Source organism: Gemmatimonadota bacterium (genome assembly GCA_016712265.1).
Taxonomy (GTDB): Bacteria; Gemmatimonadota; Gemmatimonadetes; order Gemmatimonadales; family Gemmatimonadaceae; genus RBC101.
The window spans coordinates 216434-236191 of sequence record JADJRJ010000028.1 but is presented as its reverse complement, the minus strand read 5'-3'; the positions used below and the strand labels follow the sequence as shown (position 1 = coordinate 236191).

19 protein-coding genes are annotated in these 19758 nt (G+C 67.2%); 13 read left to right on the top strand and 6 right to left on the bottom strand.

All coding sequences use genetic code 11. The annotated features are described in order from the left end of the window. Positions 1–1374, bottom strand: coding sequence for an amidohydrolase family protein (locus IPK85_07950; protein MBK8247311.1), 1374 nt, complete (start codon positions 1372–1374; stop codon positions 1–3). Between the two features lie 142 nt (positions 1375–1516). On the opposite strand from IPK85_07950, the gene IPK85_07945 reads away from it, so the two are divergent. Together IPK85_07945 and IPK85_07940 are read left to right on the top strand one after the other, a co-directional pair. After that, the gene (locus IPK85_07945; protein MBK8247310.1) at positions 1517–1948 is read left to right on the top strand and encodes a hypothetical protein; all 432 of its coding nucleotides are present in this window, start codon (positions 1517–1519) and stop codon (positions 1946–1948) included. 1 nt (position 1949) lies between these two features. Then, positions 1950–3452 carry a GMC family oxidoreductase gene (locus IPK85_07940; GenBank protein MBK8247309.1) on the top strand — a complete coding sequence of 501 codons (1503 nt, stop codon included), beginning with the start codon at positions 1950–1952 and terminating at the stop codon, positions 3450–3452. A gap of 34 nt (positions 3453–3486) precedes the next feature. On the opposite strand, the gene IPK85_07935 is transcribed toward IPK85_07940, so the two are convergent. Continuing rightward, the gene (locus IPK85_07935) at positions 3487–3927 is read right to left on the bottom strand and encodes a nuclear transport factor 2 family protein (protein ID MBK8247308.1); all 441 of its coding nucleotides are present in this window, start codon (positions 3925–3927) and stop codon (positions 3487–3489) included. Positions 3928–4155: 228 nt separating this feature from the next. Here IPK85_07935 and IPK85_07930 point away from each other — a divergent pair, with 228 nt between their 5' ends. The 3 genes from IPK85_07930 to IPK85_07920 all read left to right on the top strand — a co-directional run bounded on the left by IPK85_07930 (position 4156) and on the right by IPK85_07920 (position 9275). Further along, positions 4156–4707, top strand: a complete 552-nt coding sequence (locus IPK85_07930) for a DUF4440 domain-containing protein (protein ID MBK8247307.1) — start codon at positions 4156–4158, stop codon at positions 4705–4707. 46 nt (positions 4708–4753) lie between these two features. Then, the gene (locus IPK85_07925; protein ID MBK8247306.1) at positions 4754–6256 is read left to right on the top strand and encodes a beta-lactamase family protein; all 1503 of its coding nucleotides are present in this window, start codon (positions 4754–4756) and stop codon (positions 6254–6256) included. Between the two features lie 82 nt (positions 6257–6338). Beyond that, positions 6339–9275 carry a hypothetical protein gene (locus IPK85_07920; protein MBK8247305.1) on the top strand — a complete coding sequence of 979 codons (2937 nt, stop codon included), beginning with the start codon at positions 6339–6341 and terminating at the stop codon, positions 9273–9275. A gap of 162 nt (positions 9276–9437) precedes the next feature. Here the strand turns inward: IPK85_07920 and IPK85_07915 are convergent, their stop codons facing one another. Both IPK85_07915 and IPK85_07910 read right to left on the bottom strand, forming a co-directional pair. Beyond that, positions 9438–10049, bottom strand: coding sequence for a hypothetical protein (locus tag IPK85_07915; GenBank protein MBK8247304.1), 612 nt, complete (start codon positions 10047–10049; stop codon positions 9438–9440). Positions 10050–10054: 5 nt separating this feature from the next. Continuing rightward, the gene (locus tag IPK85_07910; GenBank protein MBK8247303.1) at positions 10055–12118 is read right to left on the bottom strand and encodes a TonB-dependent receptor; all 2064 of its coding nucleotides are present in this window, start codon (positions 12116–12118) and stop codon (positions 10055–10057) included. A gap of 216 nt (positions 12119–12334) precedes the next feature. Here IPK85_07910 and IPK85_07905 point away from each other — a divergent pair, with 216 nt between their 5' ends. The 6 genes from IPK85_07905 (at position 12335) to IPK85_07880 (ending at position 16761) form a co-directional block, all read left to right on the top strand. Further along, the gene (locus IPK85_07905; protein ID MBK8247302.1) at positions 12335–12766 is read left to right on the top strand and encodes an Hsp20/alpha crystallin family protein; all 432 of its coding nucleotides are present in this window, start codon (positions 12335–12337) and stop codon (positions 12764–12766) included. Between the two features lie 152 nt (positions 12767–12918). Then, positions 12919–13812 (top strand): DUF4097 family beta strand repeat protein, encoded by an 894-nt coding sequence (locus IPK85_07900; GenBank protein MBK8247301.1) that lies wholly within the window; start codon positions 12919–12921, stop codon positions 13810–13812. A 76-nt stretch (positions 13813–13888) separates the two neighbouring features. Then, positions 13889–14242, top strand: a complete 354-nt coding sequence (locus IPK85_07895) for a hypothetical protein (GenBank protein ID MBK8247300.1) — start codon at positions 13889–13891, stop codon at positions 14240–14242. 418 nt (positions 14243–14660) lie between these two features. Further along, the gene (locus tag IPK85_07890) at positions 14661–15536 is read left to right on the top strand and encodes a hypothetical protein (protein ID MBK8247299.1); all 876 of its coding nucleotides are present in this window, start codon (positions 14661–14663) and stop codon (positions 15534–15536) included. 87 nt (positions 15537–15623) lie between these two features. Beyond that, positions 15624–16280, top strand: coding sequence for a hypothetical protein (locus tag IPK85_07885; protein MBK8247298.1), 657 nt, complete (start codon positions 15624–15626; stop codon positions 16278–16280). Positions 16281–16299: 19 nt separating this feature from the next. Next, positions 16300–16761, top strand: a complete 462-nt coding sequence (locus tag IPK85_07880) for a hypothetical protein (protein ID MBK8247297.1) — start codon at positions 16300–16302, stop codon at positions 16759–16761. Between the two features lie 46 nt (positions 16762–16807). Here IPK85_07880 and IPK85_07875 read toward each other — a convergent pair whose 3' ends face one another. Together IPK85_07875 and IPK85_07870 are read right to left on the bottom strand one after the other, a co-directional pair. Beyond that, the gene (locus tag IPK85_07875) at positions 16808–17683 is read right to left on the bottom strand and encodes a DMT family transporter (protein MBK8247296.1); all 876 of its coding nucleotides are present in this window, start codon (positions 17681–17683) and stop codon (positions 16808–16810) included. Between the two features lie 195 nt (positions 17684–17878). Then, the gene (locus IPK85_07870) at positions 17879–18289 is read right to left on the bottom strand and encodes a VOC family protein (GenBank protein ID MBK8247295.1); all 411 of its coding nucleotides are present in this window, start codon (positions 18287–18289) and stop codon (positions 17879–17881) included. A gap of 237 nt (positions 18290–18526) precedes the next feature. Here IPK85_07870 and IPK85_07865 point away from each other — a divergent pair, with 237 nt between their 5' ends. Further along, positions 18527–19270 carry a c-type cytochrome gene (locus IPK85_07865; GenBank protein MBK8247294.1) on the top strand — a complete coding sequence of 248 codons (744 nt, stop codon included), beginning with the start codon at positions 18527–18529 and terminating at the stop codon, positions 19268–19270. Positions 19271–19402: 132 nt separating this feature from the next. Further along, positions 19403–19747, top strand: coding sequence for a PadR family transcriptional regulator (locus tag IPK85_07860; GenBank protein MBK8247293.1), 345 nt, complete (start codon positions 19403–19405; stop codon positions 19745–19747). Positions 19748–19758 lie beyond the last annotated feature (11 nt).

Here is a 19758-nt window from a genome sequence, read left to right as displayed (position 1 = left end):
TCAGCGCGAGCGCGGGTCAGCCGCCCGTCGGATTTCGCCCCGCTGAACAATCACGGCCAGGCGTCGCGTGTTCCGGATGTCCACCCGTGGGTCGGCCTCGAGCAGGACCAGGTCGGCACGTTTCCCCGGCTCCACCGTGCCAATCTCTGCCTCGAGTCCCAGGGACTTCGCGCCGTCCAGGGTGGACATGCGGAGTACGTCGGATGCGGGGATGCCGGCTTTCACGAGCAGTTCAAGTTCATCATGGAACGATATCCCGGGCACGGTCCACGGGTTGTTGGCGTCCGTCCCGACGGTCAATCGCACCCCCGCCCGAAACAGGGCGCGCACAAAGGCCTCCACCCGGGGCCACACCGCGACGGCATCTATGTAATCCTGGGGACTCCAGCCCAGGGCCAGGTCAAAGGTCTGCCAGTTTTCGCGCATGACGGGCGACGCAAACCTCAGGTCGGGGCTCTCGCGCACCGCCGCGCTGTTGCCGCGGAACATGCGGTCGAAGGTGACCAGCGTCAGATCCAACCAGGTGCCGTTCCGGACCAGCGCGTCGATCATCGTGCGGATCTCCGTGCTGCTCGTGTCGGCATAGCGGAACCAGGTCGCCATGAACTGCGTTCCCTTGAACGTCTTGATGTAGTCCACGCGTCGCGTGCTGTCGATCAGCATATGGGAGCCCGGCACCACGTGGACGATGCCATCGATGCCGGCGTTCGCCGCGTCGGTCCACGTCGTGAAGACCGTGTGGGTGATGGCCTTCACGCCACGCGCATGGGCCTCGTCGATGCCGGCTGTGACCAGGGGAAGGCTCAATCCGCCGTACAGCTTGATGTAGTCGACCCCGAAGGCGGCCTGGCGCCGTACTTCCTCGCGCATCGCCTCCGGGGTGGTCGCCGCGCGACCCATCCCCGGGCTCGCGAAGACATCGATCGCCTCACCTGCGGTGCGCACGCGTGGACCGGGGACCTGTCCCCGCTCCAGGGAGTCGCGCAGGGCCACGGCGTGCTCAATGGGACCACCCGGATTCCGGACGGTGGTCACCCCAAAGGCGAGCAGCGTGGCGAGCGTGTGGCGCGACGCCTCGTGGTCATACCGAAAACTCATCTGCGGACCCCCGACGTCGACGCGATACGTCACGGGACCGATCGCCACGTGGGCGTGGGTATCGATGAACCCGGGAAGCAGGTACTTGCCGCGTCCGTCGATGACCCGGGCCCCGCGTGGCGCATTCCGTTGCGTAGGCTCGACGCGCTCAATGCGCCCATCGCGTACAACGACATCGTGGTGTGCACGAGCGGCCGATGTGGGGCCATCGATCACCGTGACATCCCGGATCACGGTGAGCTGCAGGGGAATGCTGAACAGGAGCGCGCTGAGCATGGCCGGGAGGCGGAGGGTGTTACACAGGCAGTCCCTCCACGCTGGAAGACCTTACACGGGCAGACCCCTCGCCCCGTGCGACCATCGTGTCCTTCCCCCGGAGCGAACGGGGACTACCTTCCCGCGAACTTCACCCGACGGCATGAGCGGATTGGTCCTTCCCCAGATCCGCGCAACTTTCCGGGCGGTGGCGGCGGCGGTGGTGCCCGAGACGGTTGCGCTGGACGCAGACGGTTGGGCCCGCATGGAGGCCGAGGTGGAGCGGGCCCTTGCCGCTCGGCCGGAACGCGTCCGGCGGCAGCTCGTGTTGTTTGCGCGCGTGGTGGAATACCTGCCGCTGCTTACTGACCGCGCCCGTTTCTCGCGCCTCGCCCCCACGCCACGGCACCGGCTGCTCAAGGCACTGGAGTTGTCGCGTTTCCTCCTGGTCCGGCGCGGCGTGTGGGGGCTGCGCACGCTTGTCCTGCTCGGGTACTACTCGCAGCCGGAGATCCAGGAGCGCATCGGCTATCGCGCCCACCCGGACGGCTGGAGCGCACGACGCGCCGCGAGCGAGCCGCTGATGGACAGCTGACGTGGCAGAGTCGCGCGCGTACGACATCGTGATTGTGGGCTCCGGAGCGGGCGGCGGGACCGTCGCGCAGGCGCTTGCCCCGATGGTGGCCCAGGGACTCAAGGTCCTCGTGCTCGAGCAGGGGCCGCAGCTGGATGACCACGAGTTCACCGGCCGCGAGGCGGAGATGGCTCCCGCGCTCTACGCGGAGGGTGGGGGCTTCCTGACGGCCGACGGCACGATGACCCTCGCCATGGGCCAGGCCTACGGCGGATCGACCGTGGTCTACACGGGAACGTCCCTCGTCGCACCGGATCGCGTCATCCGGTCGTGGTGTGTGCCGGGACTCGAACATGCCGACCTCGAGCGGCGGTGCGAGCGCTTCATGGCGGCCAACCATGTGCACTACCTGCCGCGGGTGCTGCTGAACGAGAACAACAAGCGCTTCTTCACCGGGGCCCACCGCTGTGGCTACAAGCCCGAGCAGTTCCCGGTGAACGTGCGCGGCTGCAAGGGGTCCTCGTTATGCAACCTCGGGTGCCCGAATGGCGCCAAGATGGGAACCCACCGGGTCCAGCTTCCCGATGCTGAGCGTCAGGGGGTGGAGGTCGTGACCCGCGCGGAGGTGCTGCAGGTCGAGGAGCGCGCCCTGCGGGTCCGGGTGCACCCGCGCCCGGACGGCGCCAAGGGTCGTCCCTCACCCTGGGCGGCTGGTGAGTATCACGTGACGGCACGGCTGGTGGTGAGCTGCGGCGGCTCGATCGGGACGAGTGCGCTGCTCCTCCGCTCGCCGCTCACCCGCGGCATTCCGGGACTCGGGGAAGGATTCACCTGCCATCCGGCCCTGATCCTCGTGGGCGAGCACGAGCACCCCATCACCAATGACGTCGGGCACCCGAAGAGCTACTTCGTCGACCGCGCCGTGGCCGAGGGGTTCGTGCTCGAGACGTGCATGTACTTCCCGTTCGTGACGGCGAAGAACCTCACCAGCTTCGGCCCCGAACACAGCACGTTCATGCAGGCGTTTCCGCGGTTGCAGATGATCCTCGTGCTCGCGTGCGACAAGGCGGTGAAGGGCAACCGGATCACGGTCGACAAAACAGGGAAGGCCGTGGTGCACTACAGCTTTACGCCCGCTGTGCGGCGGTCGCTGGTGGCGGCCACGCGCGCGTCCACGCGGATCTTCTTTGCGGCCGGCGCCCAGCGCGTGCATTCCCCGCTCTCCGACCCCACGCTCATCGAGCGGGCCGACGCGTACCGCATGGACGACCTGATCCGGGAGGAGTATTTCCTGCCAGGGCGCGTCTCGATTGCCGCGGCCCACCTCATGGGAGGCTGCGGCATGGGCACCGGCGCTCGCGCGGTGACCGACTCCCGGGGGCGTCTGCGCAATTTCCCGTGGCTGCGGGTCGCCGACGCGTCCCTGTTCCCGGATTCACTCGAGATCAATCCGTACCTGACGATCATGGCCCTGGCCGATCGCGTGGCCGAGGGGATCCGGGAGGAGTGGGGCGCGCTCGCCTAGGACCGCCAGCCGAGCAACACCGCGGCGCCGGGGATCACGGGCGCGGCGGCGGTGACTGCCAGAGCACGTGGGTGACCATCCAGCGATCGTCGAACTTTCCCAGGAGCAGGTAGTCCGTCCCCCACCAGGCGGTCACCTTTGCCGCCGCGGTCTGGTCCTGTACCTCGAGGATCGCCACCTCCTTCGGAGCCGTCGCCGGCGCGAAATTCTTGCGGGTCCGCACGTTCCGCGTGAAGTCCATGAAGCCGGCCCAGGTCATTTGGTTGCCCTGGTACGGCTTGTCGGCCGCAGGCTTGTAGAAGCCGTACTTGTAGACCTCGGGACGGATGCTGCGGAGGTGCTTGGTGCTGTCTCCTTCATAGAACCCCTCGAGGTAGTCCATCGCGGCCCGACGCACGCCATCGCGATCTGCGGGTGCCTGGGCCTGGAGCAGGAGGGGGGCGAGGAACAAGCAGGTGATGAGGGGGAGACGCACGAGAGACCTCGGGTTCCGGGTGAGGCCGCAACATCACCTCGCGCGCGACGGGGCAAACGCAGCAAGGGACGAACCGTGGTGGTGAGAGGGCGGGCCGCTTTCCCTGCACCAGCGCCGAGGGGCAGAACAAGGCGCGCGCGACCCTGACGAGCGCCCCCGGGAGCGCGGTTGCGCCGAACGCGCCCCCACCGCACTTTCGCGCGCTGATCCCAACCGCCCTGCCTCCCCATGCCCATCTCTGCTCGCCTCGCCGCCTTTTCGCTTGTCTGCTGCGTCGGATGTTCGAGTGCGCCTGCGGTCATGACCGCCGCACACGAAGCCGCACTGCGCGACAGCGTGCGCACCTTCCTGCAGCAGCACCAGGTCTTCATGAGCGGGTATCCCGCGGGACCGCAGGCCCAGGAACTCGGCCTCAAGATCTACTCCGAGGATGTCTTTTACGGGGGCTCGGTTGGGTCCCCCGAACCCGTCCTGGCTTCCGGTCGCAAGGAAATCCTGTTCGGCGCGCGGCCCGACTGGCTCGGCGGCTTCAACTGGACGCCGGACTCGGTGGTCATTCGACCGCTGGCGCCGGGGGTTGCCAGCGTCACAGAGACATATAGAGAACAGTGGAGCGACACTGCCGGTCGTAGCGTCACCATTCGCGGACTCATGATGATGGTGGTCAAGAACAGCTCGGACGGCTGGCGCATCACCCACTTCCAGGCGTCGAACCCCGCCGAGCAGGAGACCACCCTGTTCAATTTCGCCAAGCGGTATCTCCCGGTCCCGGGGAAGTAGGGGCCGGATCAAGCGCTCCGGCGTCCCGGAACGTCCAGTTCAGACCATGCTTCCGCACATCCGCGGCCGGCTTCGGCTGCTCCTGATCGCCGGACTCGCCTGCACCTCGACGCTGTCGGCGCAGGCGCTCCGCGACGACCGCGTACGAATCTCCATCGATTCGATGATGCGGGACCTGGTGGCGCGCGATCGCTTCCAGGGTGCGGTCGTGGTCGGACGCGGGGACCGAGTGGTCTATCGCGGTGGATTTGGCTTCGCCGATCGCGCCGCCAGCATCCCGTTCACCCCGGACACTCCCACGGACGCCGCCTCGATCGCCAAGACCTTTACCGCGGCCGGGCTGCTTGAGCTCGCGCAGGAGGGACGGCTCCGGCTCGACGACCATGTCACGCGGTGGCTGCCCGCCTTTCCCTACGCCAATGTCCGGCTCCGCCACCTGCTCGTCCACGCCGTCGGACTCCCCGACTACTCGTACTTCGACTCGCTGACCTCGCCCGGCGAACCCCGGAGCAACGAGGCACACCTGGCACTCCTCGCGCGCACTCGTCCCCCGCTGCCGTTTCGCGTCGGGCACGGCTTTTCCTACGACAACCTGGCCTACGACCTGGCCGCGAGTGTGATCGAACGTGCGTCGGGGCAGTCCTACGCGGACTTCATGGCCGCTCGCTTCTTTCGACCGCTGCAGCTCACCGCCTTCCTGCGCCCGGCGCGGTTCAGCGCGTGGAACGGCACGCGGACGCGCGGCTACCAGCGCACGAAGGACGGCGTCAGGGACCACGACGCCTACGATCTCGAGGGCTTCTACGGCGCGGACAACATCTACCTGTCGGCCAACGACCTGCACCGGTGGGTCTCGGGGTATCGCCGGCTGCTCCGCCCGCAAGCCTTCCGTGCGGCGCTCGCACCGGGCCGCCTGGACGATGGCCGCCGTACCGGCATCACCCCCGGCAGCTGGTATGCCGCACGCGACGGGCGCCAACGCTACTACTCAGGCCACCACAACGGCTTCTTCAGCATCGCCTATATCGATGAAGCAACCGGCACCAGCCTGGCCTGGGTGGCCAATGATGCCCCCCCATTCTGGCTGCAGGTGGGACTGACCCGGGCGCTGCTCGCCCTCGTGGACGGCCGTCAGCCCGAGCCGTTGGTGCCTCGCGACCACAGGGCCTACGCAGGCGACCCCAGCGGGAGTTACCAGGTGCCCGGCATCGGCGCGGTTTCCATCCACCAGCAGGGAGAGGCGATGGTGGTGACCGCCGCCGGTGTCAAATACGACGCCTTTCTCGTCGAACCCGGGCTGCACTACGTGCCTGGCCTGGACGCCGCCCTGCGGTTTACTGGGTCAGGCAGACACACAGTGCTCCAGTGGGACACCCAGTTGGGCGGCGTGAGAGCCCGGCTCGCCAATCCGCGACGCCGTCCCCCCGCCCCGGCCGCACCACGGCGCCCGCGTGGCCCTCCCGCGACCGAGTCCCACGCCATCGGCCTCGAACCGTGGTCCGCCGGGTCACCACTCAAGGGCGCCTTCACCCTGGTCCAAGGTAAGTAGGGGCGCTCGATCTAGCGCTCCGGCGTTCCCGGACGTATGTCGTTTTGCTTACGACCCCGTCCCAACACCCACCGGAGCGCCCATGTACTACCGGCTTCTCTCCGCCTCCATCCTGGCCCTCGGCGCTACGCCGTGCCTCCTGGCCCAGGCTGCGGCGACCCCTGCTGCCCTCGTCAACCAGGCCGACGATCCCCTGCTTCGCGGATTCCGCTGGCGCTCCATCGGACCTGTAGGCCAGGGCGGGCGCGTCAACGACATCGCGGCCGTCGAGGGCAATCCCACAACCTTCTATGTGGGGTTTGCCACGGGCGGCATCATGAAGACGGTGAACAACGGCACGACCTGGACGCCGATCTTCGACTCCTACTCGACCCACTCGGTGGGCGACATCGGGATCGCGCCGTCCAACCCGGACATCATCTATGTAGGGACCGGCGAGCCCAACAATCGACAGAGCTCGTCGTTCGGTGACGGGATGTACAAGACCACCGATGGCGGCAAGACCTTCACCCAGATCGGGCTGCGCGAGACGCAATCGATCGCCCGCGTGATCGTGCACCCTCGTGACGCGAACACGGTCTGGGTCGCCGCCGTGGGCCACCTGTTCGGCCCCAACGCCGAGCGCGGGGTCTACAAGACGACAGACGGCGGCCGGACCTGGAACAAGGTTCTCTACTTCGACGAGAACACGGGCGCGACCGACCTCATCATCCATCCGCGTGACCCGAACATCCTATATGCCGCGATGTACACGCGCCGGCGCACCTCGTGGGGGTTCGCGTCGGGTGGACCGGACAACGGGATCTATCGCAGCACCAACGGCGGGCAGACGTGGAGCAAGGTCAGTGGCAACGGGCTCCCGCGTGGCGTGACTGGGCGCATCGCGCTCGACTGGTCGCGTTCGAACCCCAACGTGATCTACGCCCAGATGGAAGTGGGGCCGAGTGGTGAGCCGATCCAGGCCGGCGCACGTTCGACCGGCGCGCAGGGTGGCGGCGGTGGCGGCGGCGGTGGCTTTGGGAACCAGGCCAACCTGCCCCCGGACGACCAGGTGAGCGGGATCTGGCGCTCCAATGACGGGGGGCGCAGCTGGCAGTTCCGCAGCAACCAGAACCAGCGCCCCATGTACTTCTCGCAGATCCGCGTCGACCCGAACAACGAGGACGTGGTGTTTGTCGGCGGAGTCAACGCGCAGAAGTCCACGGACGGTGCGCGGACATTCACAGGATTGCAGGGGATGGGACACGTCGATCATCACGCGATCTGGATCGATCCCGCCAACAGCCAGCACGTGATGTACGGCAACGACGGCTCGATCGACATCTCGTACGACGGCGGCGCCACCTGGGAAGCACCACGCAACTGGGCGATGGGCCAGCCGTACCATGCGTCGGTGGACATGAAGCGCCCGTACACGGTCTGCACGGGGTTGCAGGACAACGGCTCCTGGTGTGGACCGAGCTCCGTGCGCTCCGGCCCCATTCTCCTGCAGGATTGGTATCGCGTCGGCGGCGGTGACGGCTTCTACACGCAAGTGGACCCAACCGACCCGAACATCATGTACTCGGAGTCGCAGAACGGGAACATCAATCGACTCGACTTGCGGCAGGGGACGTCGACGAGCATCCGTCCACGGGCACCCCAGCGTGGTCCGGACGGCGGCGTGAACTTCGGCGGACCCGGTGGTGGGGCGCCTAACGTCTTCCCGCCGCTGGAGCCTGGGTCGGTGTTGCGCTGGAACTGGAACACGCCGATCCAGATCTCCCCGCACGACGCGTCGACGATCATCACGGGGGCGAACCGCCTCTTCATCTCGCGTGACAAGGGCCAGACCTGGTGGACGAGTGGTGACCTGACCAAGCAGGTCAACCGCGACGACCGCGAGATTATGGGGCTGAAGGGGTCACTTCCCTCCTGCAACCGCCAGCGCGCCGGAACCTGCATCAACGCCAAGAACGACGGCGTCTCGTTCTACGGCACGATCATCGCCGTGGCGCAGTCGCACATCGAGGCCGGCATCATGTGGGTCGGCTCCGACGACGGCAACATCCAGGTGACGCGTGACGGCGGCCAGACCTTCACGGAAGTCGGCAAGAACATCCCCGGCGGGACGCGCGAGTACTACGTCTCTCGCGTGGAGCCGTCGTACTTCGATCGCGGGACGGCCTTTGTCTCCCTGGACGGCCACCGCCACGACGACCTGAAGCCGTACATCTACATGACGCGCGACTACGGCCAGACCTGGACGTCGATCTCGTCGAACCTCCCGCCATTCGGGAACGTGAACTCCATCCGGCAGGACCCGCGAAACCCCAACCTGCTCTATGCGGGCACCGAGTACGGCTTCTACACCTCGCTCGACGAGGGGAAGACCTGGAAGAAGTTCATGACCAACCTCCCGGTGGTGCGCATCGATGACGTGATCGTCCACCCGCGCGACAACGACCTCGTGCTCTCGACGCACGGGCGCAGCGTCTGGATCATGGACGACATCTCCGCCCTGCAGCAGATGACGCCCGCGGTGATGCAACAGGACGCCGTGCTCTTCGAGCCGCGCAACGCGATCCGCTGGAAGGACGACATTCGCATGCGCCGGTCAGTGACCGGGCAGAAGAACTATGAAGGGGAGAACGCCCCCGCCGGCACGGCGATCGCCTACTACCTCAAGAACTCGGCGTCGGACGTCAAGCTGACCATTCGTGACCTTGGCAACGGATCGTTTGCGCGCAGCTTCGACGCGCCGAAGACCGCGGGGCTCAACCGGGTGCAGTGGAACCTGTGCTCGGACCTCCGGCAGGTGCAGCCGGGTCAGGGCGGCGGCTTTGGTGGCGGCGGCGGAGGTGGTGGCGGCGGCTGCGGTGGTGGCTTCGGCGGGGGCGGCGGCGGCGGTGGTGGACAGGGCGGCCCCCCTCGCGTGGGCACCCTCGCCCAACCAGGGGCCTACCTGGTGACGCTCACGGTCGACGGCAAGGAGTACACCAAGACCGTCACCGTCCTCGAAGACATCTGGATGAACTAGGAACGAGACGGCAGTCGGCAGTCGGCATCGTCGCGAGCCGGCGCCGGCTGGCCGTTCCGCGGCAGGCGGCCAGAGCGAAGCACGGGCAGCACGGGCAGCACGAGCCGCACGGGAATTGTGCGGCTCGGCCCGAAGCTTCCCGTGCTTCGTCTTTGGGGGGGACTACTTCTTCGTCGCCGTCGCGCGGTACACGGAGTCCAGCACACGGCGGTAGTCGGTGAGCGTGCCGAGTCCCACGGTCTGTCGCAACGAATCGACCTTGGCGGAGTCCTCCATCGGATCGATCACGATGCTGCCCTTCACGAATGAAGCCTGGGTGCCGTAGCGCTGCTTGCGACCCGCTTCGGTCTGCACCCGATCAAAGAGCAGGGCGTAGGACTCCCCATCGATCTCCTTCCGCGCCCACGCCTCCGTAAGGGTGTCGAGCATCGATGACTGAAACGCCGGGTCGTGCGTCGCGTGCTGCACGATCAGGAACGCGGCCTCACTCGCCCGCTCCCCGACCTTGTCACGCGACGGCCATCCGTGCCTGGCGATCGCCCCCTTGAGCCACGCCGCGTTGTCCCGGTCGATCCTCCCCATCTCCGCGGCCAGCGCAGAGTCGAGGCCAACACCGGGGCGAACGGCGCTGTCGCGGATCGCCTGGTCTTTCGAGACACGCTCGAGCAGCTCGATCTGCAGCGCGGTGATCGCCGGATCACGCTCGGGACGCCCGTCCCCCGCCGTGCACCCAACCAGGAACACCACCAACCCTGCCGCGCGAATTCGTCTCATCTGACTCAACGGGATTTCAGCCCCAGCCCCAGGTACACACGGCGGCCGCTTCCGGGCTCAAAGAATCGACCGCGCGTTGCGTTGGTCACCACATTTGCCACGTAGGTTCGATCCAGGAGGTTCTCAACCCCGATCACCGGCTCGAAACCCCGCATGCCGGCACCAGTAAGGCCGACGCGCGTGTTCCACACGACCCACCCCGGTGCCCACGTCGCATTGGCGTCATCGGAAGCGGCGCGCGATCCCTGCTGCACTTCGAGCGTCGCAAAACCCCACGGCTTGCGCCCGGTCGCATACAACGACGCCGTCGTCGGCGACACACCGGGCACCCGCTTGCCATCAAGCACCGTGGTCCCGACGCGGAATTCCTCGTAGCGATAGTTCAGCCGCGCCACCGCGGCCCCAACGTCCACGGCACCGAACGAAGCGGTCACCCCCAACTCGGCGCCAGTGCGTGAGGTTTCCCCGGCATTGCGGAAGTACCGCCGCCCACCAGAGTTGGGGATCTCGAATGGAATCAACTCATCGCTGGTCCGGATGCGGAACAGCGCCACGTCGTACAACACGCGGCCACCAAGCAATCCCTTGATCCCGCCCTCCAGGGTGCGACCACGCTGGGGCTGCAATTCGCGGTTGATCCCCCCCTGTCCATTCGGCTGGTTCGCCATCTCCGTGGTGGTCGGTGTCTCGAACGAGCTCGCCATGTTGGCGTACGCCGACATTCCCGCGCGTGGCCGAAGGGTCACCCCGACCATTGGCGTCACCGCGCCCATCGTGCGCGAGAGGATCGTCCCGGTCGTCGATCGCCGGTCGCGCACCGTGAAGTTGGTGTTGTCGGCGCGCAGCGTGCCCGTCACCGACAAGACCGATCGCGTCACTTCGCCCCGGACAAAGACCCCGCCGGCCGTGACCCGCTCCAGCTGGTGGATGGTCTCGGTCCCCTGGTCGGCAGTCCCGGGACAGGTCGCCGCCGGGCGCGGGGTCACTCCCGCGCAGTTCGCAAAGTTGCGGCGGTCATCACGCTGCGACTGCAGGTCCGCGCCGACCGCGAGACGCCACTGATGCCGACGAAATACGCCCCCCTGTTGCACACGCATGTTAGCGCCGACCACCCGCCGGTCGAATCCCACGATCGCAAAGGCTTGCGGGTTGTAGAGTTCGCGCAGCCCGGCAAAGACACTTGCCGTGGCCTGGCCGCGACCCTCATTCCACGGGTGCTCGCCAATCAGGGACAGCAGGGTCTGCGACACGGTCTTCGATGCCTTGCGCGAGACACTCAGCGGATCCGCCACCATGGGTGTCGCAGTCAGCTCGGCCGCCGTGACCGCGCCCGGGTTCTCACCCAGTGGCGCATCATACCAGGTGAGCTGGGTGCGGAGCGTCGACGCGCCGAGGCGCCGCGTCAGGTCGGCCAGTGCCCCGGTGGATCGAAAGCGTGCATAGTCGCGCGGGCCATCCGCGGTATTTCGTGTGAGGGTCCCCTGCCAGCCCCACGGGCCACTCCCACCGGCCGCACGACCGGAGAAACGCTGCGCGTCTTCGTTCCATGTCGTTCGCCCACGCCAGGTGAGGCCGTCGGCTGGGAGGGGCTCACTGCGCAACTCGAGCACCCCACCCGACGCGTTGCCGTACAGGGCCCCCGCGGCCCCCCGCAACACCTCGGCGCTCCCAACACTCTCCAGGTCGACGAAGTCGATCGCCGCCTGCCCATCGGCCAGGGTCAGGGGAATCCCGTCCCGGATCACCCGGAGGCCGCGGATGCCGAACGCGGACCGCGACCCAAATCCCCGCACGCTGACCCTAGGGTCCTGGGTAGGGTTGTGCCGATTCGAGGAGACCAGGCCGGGCACCGCAATCAGGAGGTCGGTCAGCGATCCCCGCCGCGCCCCGGTCCGGGCGGAATCCATGGACAGGCGCGCCAGGGAGTAGGGCAGCTCCAGACTCGAGCGGGGAGCGTCCCGGGTGACGGTCACCCTGACCGGCGCGAGCCGACGGGTCCCCGCCGTGTCCACCTGGGCCGCGACCGGAATGGCCGCGGCGGTCGCCAATACCATCAGTCGAGCACGCATGGCCACAAACTGGATGCTCGGCGGGCCGCGCGGAATCCCGTCGCCCCCCCACCCTCCCTGCCATTCCGACGGACGCCCTGCCGCCCGTGCCGGCCCGGGGTGCCAAAGCGCGCCGCCGCGGCCGATCAGGGACGGTACGTGCCCTGCCTCTTCCCGGGACCATCAGGCGGTCGATGCCGCCGTCACTCAACCTCTCCCGTGCAGGAGTACACCTCAATGCGTACGATCTCGCCCCTCAGCAACGTCTTCGACCGGATGGTCACCCTCTCGCGCGCCATGGATGATGCGGTCGGCTCCACAAACGGCGATCCCACCTGGGCCCCCTCGCTCGATGCCAGCGAGACGGAGCACGGCTGGGTCGTGGACATTGACCTCCCGGGCGTGGCCCCGGAGTCCGTCGACGTCGTCTTTGACCGCAATGCCCTGACCGTGCGCGGTACCCGCCAGCGCGTGGATGGCGAGAAGTCGCGCGCGGGGATCCGGGAGCGTGCCATGGGCGCCTTCGAACGCACGCTCCGCTTCCCACAACACGTGGATAGCGAGAAGATCAGCGCCGAGTTCCGGCATGGCGTCCTGACGATCACCGTGCCAAAGGCCGAAAGCGCGCGGCCGCGGAAGATTTCGGTGCAGGCAGACGCGGTGCGGTAAGCGGAGGCGCAGCGCGCGGGCTCCGGTTGGCCGCGCGCTGACCCTCCCCCACGAGGCGTCGCGCGCACGGGAGCCACCCGGTGCGCGCGACGCCTCAGGCGCGTTCAAACCACCGACGCGCCGGGGCTGTCTACCCCAGTGAACCCGCTCCGATGAGCATCCCAATGCGACTGACCGCACTCCTACTCCTGTCCGCCACCACCCTCCCCGCCCAGGAAGTCCTCGGGCGGCGCGAACGGGTGTTCACCCTGACCGAACGCGTCGGCTCGGGCGACGACGTCCGGATCTTCGCCCGGCAGGGCACCATCACCGTGACCGAGGGGAGCGGCAGTACCGTCGAGTTCCGCGCGGAGAAGGAACGCGGGGACGTTGACGATATCGGGTTTGTCGTGCGCCGGGGCAGCGGACTCACCATCTGCGCCATCTACGACTCGGACGACGAATGCTCCGATGACGGCGTGCGCAGCGAGGGGCGTCGCTGGCGCAACGTGGGTAACCGCGCCCGGGCCAACATCACGGTCACGGTCCCGCGCGGCATGCGACTGCGGATCGGGTCTGGGAATGGCGATGTCTCCGTGGCGTCGGCGGCCACCGAAGCGCGTGTCGCCAGCGGCAACGGCCGCGTGCGCGTGTCGGGGGTACGTGGCCGGGTCACGGCATCCAGCGGGAATGGTCGCGTGACCGTTGAGGACGTCACCGGCGAGGTGAAGGCATCGACCGGAAATGGGGACGTGTCCATCGGAACGATCTCGGGCCCGGTGAATGCCTCGTCCGGCAACGGCGACATCCTGGTGACCATGGACCGGATCTCCGGAGATGGCGACATGGAGTTCTCGTCCGGCAATGGGCGCATCGAGGTGACGTTGCCCTCGGACTTCTCGGCCGAGGTCGACGCGACAACCGGTAGCGGACGCATCACGACGGACTTCCCCATCAAGGTCTCCGGGCGACTGACCCGGTCGCGGCTGCGCGGGACGATCGGTGACGGCGGCCGGCGGCTCCGGATGTCCACCGGCAACGGGAGCATGGAACTGCGCCGGCGCTAGGCGGACGAGGCATTAAATCGTCGGACCGGCCGGCCGATACTCCCCGGGGGAATCCTCTCTCGGGGAGTCGTGCGTCATGCCTGATCCTGTGCGTTCACATCGAGTCAATCGCGTCCTGGACGTCACGATCCAGGACAGCGACGACTATCCCAAGCTGGTACGCTTGTCCAAGACCGTGAACCTGAGTCGCTACGGACTGCTGATGCATGTCCCGCTGCAGCTGGACGCCGTGCAGGGCGAGGAGATCGTGGTGCGGCTGCGATGGTCCGGGGGCACCTTCGAGAGTTCGGGGCGGATTGTGCGTTTTGACAGTCCATACCAGGGCGACCCGACGCGCAGCATGATGGGGATCGAGCTGACCCGGGAGCTTCCGCCGGCGCTGTTGATCGAGAGCGCGTCCGGGGCGGTGGAGGCAATCGACGCGGCCTAGCGCTCGGGTCGAAGCGACGACGTGACGGCGAGCTGACGCGACCGGTTAAGCTTCGGTCGACCTCGTCTCTCGTCGCCCGATGACTTTGCCCTCTTGCTTCAGCTTCGCTTGTGTTCTCACCATGCAGTTGGTGATGAGCACTCCTGCGCAGTCGCAGGCATCATCCTGTGCCTGGGAGAAGCGATCAAGCTTCCCCCTCAAGGCCGCCTCGGGTCGCGCCGTGTTCGTCGCGGGAATGGATGTCGCTCGAACATCCGAGGGTATAGTCATCGCTGGCCACCCGGTGCTTCCCTGGCCTGTCCGCGACACGATCGTACAGGATTCCCTCTTCGGAGTTCTCTCAAACGACACAGGCCAGGTATCCCTGATCCCCGCCCCGCATCAAGGGCGTCGCCCGGTCTTCCCCCGGATACTTGCGATGCCAGGCGGGATTGAGGCGATCTGGGTTGAGAGATCCGACGATGATCGCGATTTCCTCGCAGAGGTCGTCCGACGGGGGCAGCTGTGGTACGGCCAGTGGGTCAGGGGCCAGTGGCGGAACGTTGAGCGAATCCACGAGGTGCGCGAGGCCTCCCTCGCGCCTCACACCGGGAGCCGCTTGCGTCGCGAGGGCAGCACCACGGTGTTTGACTACTCGATCTTCCAGCCACGGATGCAGCCAGGTCCATGGGCAGGAATCGTTCGCCTCGCGCGCCGTGACGCGCGCTGGACCGCTGACACCGTACGGCTCGGGCCCACGGTGCGTCATGCACGAATCGCCAGCCGCGCTGGCGATTCGGTCGCCGTTCTGGTGCGCGTTGACTCGGTGGTTGGATACAAGGAGAGCGAGGTGTACATCCGGCGCGTCCCGTCGGTCCGCGATTGGCGACTCGCTTCCCTGAAATCCGGTGCCGTGTCGCATTCCGACATACAGCCGCTGTCGGATGGCCGTTGGCTTCTGTCATGGCAGCTCTTCGACCAGACCATGTGGGCCCGCTATGCGCAAACCTCAGGCGACACCGTCGTCCTTGAGCCACCTCGCAAGCTGGGCAGCGCCGGAGGCCTCACCGTTGTCCCCCATGGCAGTGATGCCGCGATCATCGCGTGGCTCGGGAACGATCAGCTGCAGAGCATCCTCGTCCGACCTCACCAAATGGTTGCGCTTCCCCCCCTTGCCATCGAGCCAGCTATCGTTGTCCCCACACTGATCCCCCTCCGGCCGTCGGAGTATTACCTGATCTCCACCAAGCTCGGATCCGGTCCAGACGAAGACCTCGCCACCGCCTACCTGACGCACCTGCGCCTCGCGTGCTGATTTCCGGCATACGCCGGATCCCATCAACTCCGCCGATGCGCGCTGTCCCTCGGCAATTCCATCTCGCCTTCTCCGAGGACAGTAACCATGTATCGCCATTGGCACCCAGGCGTGGCCCTCGCGGCCATCGCCATCATTGCCTGTTCAGACACAACTAGCCCGGATGCCGTCGGGCGACCCAGCGAGCCGAACCTCACCCAGTATCCACTGGACTCGGAACTCGCGCACGTGAAGGACCAGGGGTTCATCGTCCCTACTCTCCACGTCACGATAGATGATCACGAGGCGCGAGCGGAGGCAACGCTTGCGTACTTCGCCAACTTCGTGAAGTTGTCCCTCACCCTTGATGTGCTTCGGGGCTACGAAACCGTTGTCAGTCGCTCGACCGTCCCCCAGGAGGTCTCCGGATTCTTTCCGACGCCGGGATGGCTGCAGGATGCGATTGTGATCCCGGTCTATCAGGCGTGCGGCCTCGCTGCGCAGGCGCAAGCCTCTGGCCGAAGCGAGATTCGCGCACTGCAGAGCGGCGGCTCCGGCCTGATTACCCTCTGGTCTGCCCAGGCCGGTCGGGACGGACGCGCCGACCAACCTGAGTGCCCACCGCCCCCACCACCGGGAGGCGGCGGCGAGAATCCGTACGATGACCAGTGCCAGCTCTGCCTTGAGTGGACCTGGTACCTCGGCAATGAAGAGGTCGATAGCGCCTGGGTGTGCTCCGCGCCGACGCCATGCCTCGCCACCTAACCCCTTCCTTCAATTACTCATGCGCACCTTCATGCTTTCTCTGACGCTCTGCCTCGTGAACATCGCAGAAGCGCAACCGCGGGACGACCGTACCCGGGGATATGCTGCAACGTCGGATGTCGTTGTGGTCGCCATTGCCTCGGACGAGACCATGTCCGGCGCGAGGGCAATCGTGATTCGGAGACCCACGGCTCCAACCAACGTAGTCCTCGTACGGCGCAATGCCGCCGCCGAGGACCTCGCTCTCGCGATGGCTGCGGTCATTCAGGCCCGACGCACTCGGGGAGACCTCCTGTCGCGCGAGGAGCGCGCCCGCATCGAGCCCGGCCGCATCCGGTACACACGGCCGAGCCGGCGCGCGCTCGCGGCGGCAGCGCGAGACCTCAAGCTGCTGCGTGACGCCCCGAACGTCAGCATACCGGGACTCGGCGACGCGCAGGCCATGCCACTTCCAGTGCACATTCAGCTCGTTAGGCATTAAGAGGGCGGGATGGGGGCCAGCACATTGGCCCCCATTCCCGACGTCGCTATTCGTCCCCAACGCCCCCACGCTGTCTGCCTAACGCCAACCACAGCGCACTCCCGACGATCAACCCGGCCCCCAGCAGGGTCCAGCCCGACGGCCACTCGCCAAGCACCAGGGCGCCCCACGCGGTCGCGAAGACGATCTGGAGGTATCCCGTGGTCGTGGCCCGCGCCGCGGTTTCCAACCGCAACCCACGGGTCATGTAGGTCTGCGCGACCTGGGTAGTGATCCCCGTGCCGAGCAGCAGGACCCACTCCCGACCCGTTGGGGCCATCCACTCCCCAAGCGACAGCGGGAGCGAGAGCGCCAGCCCCATCAGCGGCAGGTAGAACACCACCACCGTGGGATGCTCCGAATGCCCGATCCGACGTACCACCGCGTACGCCGACCCGCTGAACAATGCCCCGGTCACCCCGATCAGCACGTTCATCGGGAGCAGCGCGTGTTCGTGGATCCCGAACAGGAATGCCGGCCGCGTGATGCACACCACGCCGACGATGCACACGGCGAGGCTCACCAGTTCCGCACGTCCCACACGTTCCTTGAGCCAGACCCCGGCAATGAGGATGGCGAAGATGGGGTTCGTATACTGCAGCAGGTTCGCCTCGGCCAGCGGGTTCCGCACCAACGAGTGAAAGAAGCCGAGCAGCCCAAGCGCGCCCAGCGTGCCGCGCAGGAGGAGCAGTCGGCGATTGGTGCCCAGCACATCGCGGACCCCGGCCTGTCGGCAGGCTGCGTAGCTCAACACCAGGGTGATCGCGCACCGCAGGACAATGACCTGCAGCGTCGGCAGTCGCGCGCCGGCAAGGCGCACGAGCAACCCCATGATGGAAAACCAGAACGCGCCCAGCGCCATGGCACGGATGCCAGGCGACAAGGCGCGGGGACTACGGGCGAGAACGGGTGCGTTCACAGCGGCTCAAGCTAGCGACCCCAGCGGGGGGGGCAGGCGAGCCCGGCGATCCATGGCTTGCGAGGAGCGATGCCGCCGTGTCGACCCGCAGCACCGGCTGGCGCTGCGGGTGGCGTGGTGCACCGCGGACCGATCAGGCGCATCCGCGGCCTCGGTCCACTATCCCTGGAGCGGAGTCGACACCCCAAGCTTGAAGCCGTCCAGGTCATTGAACTGGAACATCCGGGCACCCCACGGACGGTCCGCGGGCTCACCCAACAGCGCTCCACCTGCGGCTTTGATGCGCGCGGCCGCCGCGTCGACATCGGCGGGACCAGCGACGTTGATCTGTAGGTAGAAGCCCTGCCCCTTGATCCGGTCCCACCCCAGCTTGCCGTCGTCCTGGTTGAGGACGATGCTGATATTGCCAGCCCCGACGACGGCCGCCACGACCTTGCCCTCGTGTTCATAGGTCTGTGCCACGCCAAATCCGATGGCGTCGCGGTAGAAGCGGATCGAGGCGTCGAGGTCCTTGCAGGTAATCGAGCAGCCGAGGGTGGTCGCGTTGATCGCGGCCGAGGAGTTCGTCATTGCTGGCCTGAGTTGGTAGGGGAAACTCGGCTGGGTCAGCCGAGGCGGCGGGAGTCTACGCCTCTGCGGAGGACCACGCCACTGCACAGACACTCCGAGGCCTTGGCGCGTTCATATCAGGCGCCGAGTCTGGCCCGTGGCCGCGACCTACCCCGGCCCCGCTCCACTCATCCCAATCCGGCGTATCGCGAGAGGGAGCACCATGCAGGTTGGTCGATGCTCCGTTCGAGAATCCCGATGAATGCCTGGGTATGGCTCTTTGCGCCTGGCCTCGCACTCGCGCCACTTGGCGCTGGTGAGGCGCAACTCCCCTCGCGCTTCACGAATCTCCGCGTGCTCCCGCGCGACATCACTCCCGACAGCCTGCTGTCGATCATGGGAGGGTTCACCCGCGCCCTCGGCGTACGTTGCACCCACTGCCACGTGGCGGCAAACGGTGGGCGGCCGGCCGCGGACGAATTCGCGCTCGATGGATTGGAGCCCAAGCGCGTCGCGCGGGTGATGTGGCAGATGGTCGACACGATCAATGGTCGTCACCTGCCGGCCATCGGTCGGCCGGTAGCGGGACTGGCTCGCGTCACCTGCGCCACGTGCCACCGCGGGATCGTGCGACCGATTCCGCTGGAAGAAGCACTGTGGCTGACCTACGAAAGAGCGGGCATCGACTCGACGATCGCGCGGTATCGGGAGCTTCGGCGGGAGCATCTTGGCACGGGCGCGTATGACTTCTCGGAACTCCCCGTCCCGACGCTGGCCGATCGCCTTGCCGAGCATGAGTCGCGCCGCACCGACGCCGCGCGACTCATGCGGCTCAACCTGGAGTACCACCCGGCGTCGTGGTTCACCTATCAGCAGCTGGGGCAGCTCGAGGCGGCGATGGGGGATACCGCCGCCGCCATCCTCTCGATTGAACGCGGGCTGGCGCTGAATCCCCAACGCGCGTTCCTGCGGGACCTGCTCACGCGCCTCAAGCCGCGCTAACGCCCGAAGCAGGGGGCCGCGTGGCCCATCCGTCGCCCAGGCCCGGGAGCTGCGAAACTCCCGGGCTTCCCCTTGCGTATCTAGGGAGCCGATTCATCTTCCCATAGAAACCTTAGGGGAGCAACGACACCTGTGAGAAACGAGTCACTCGAGCTGCTGCGCGGGACCCTGGACCTCCTGATCCTCCGGGCCCTCAAGGTGGAGACCACCCATGGGTATGGGGTCCTGCGCTGGATCGAGCGAGCGACGGGCGACGAACTGCGCATCGAGGAGGGCTCGCTGTATCCCGCCCTCTATCGACTCGAGAAGCGTGGCTGGATCACCTCCGAGTGGGGCCTTTCGGAGAACAACCGGCGGGCACGTTTCTACCAGCTCACGCGCAAGGGACGCGCCCAGCTGGAGACCGAGGTCGATGAGTTCGTCCGCTTTGCGCTCGCGGTCTTTCGCGCGCTCGACGTGACCCCAACCCCAGCCTGACGCGAGGTCAC